Origin of the sequence: Clostridium boliviensis (assembly GCF_033342255.1) — a bacterium.
Taxonomy (GTDB): Bacteria; Bacillota; Clostridia; order Lachnospirales; family Lachnospiraceae; genus Lacrimispora; species Lacrimispora boliviensis.
Genome location: NZ_JAWONS010000270.1, coordinates 1 through 517, shown reverse-complemented (window position 1 = coordinate 517; position 517 = coordinate 1). Strand labels below are relative to the sequence as shown.

General features: G+C 57.8%; 1 protein-coding gene. It reads right to left on the bottom strand.

Going from position 1 to position 517, the window contains the following annotated elements:
• On the bottom strand, positions 1-517 hold a 517-nt coding region (locus tag RZO55_RS17950), incomplete at both ends, for a GTP-binding protein (RefSeq protein ID WP_318065634.1).

Here is a 517-nt window from a genome sequence, read left to right as displayed (position 1 = left end):
CCAGGAGGAGCTGAACCCCCTTGTTCTTGTAGGAGGAGCCGCACAGGACGGGCACAATCTCCACATTGAGGGTCCCTTTCCGGAGCGCCGCCTTGATCTCCTCCTCGGTCAGCTCTTCCCCTTCCAGATATTTCATCATCAAATCGTCGTCCAGATCAGCCACCTTTTCCAGCAGCTGCATCCGGTATTCTTCCGCCTTCTCCTTGTATTCGTCGGGAATTTCCTGCTCCCTACTGCGCGTACCGAGATCGTCCTCGTAGAAGTAAGCGCAGTTTTTGATCAGGTCGATGATCCCTTCAAAGGTGTCCTCGGCTCCGATCGGCAGTTGGATAGGCACCGCGTTGGCCCCGAGGCGCTCGCGGATCTGCTCGACGGCGCCGTAGAAATCGGCTCCGACGATATCCATTTTGTTAATGTAAGCGATCCGCGGGACGTGGTACTTGTCCGCCTGCCGCCAGACGGTTTCGGATTGGGGTTCCACACCACCCTTGGCACAGAAGACCCCGACCGCTCCGTC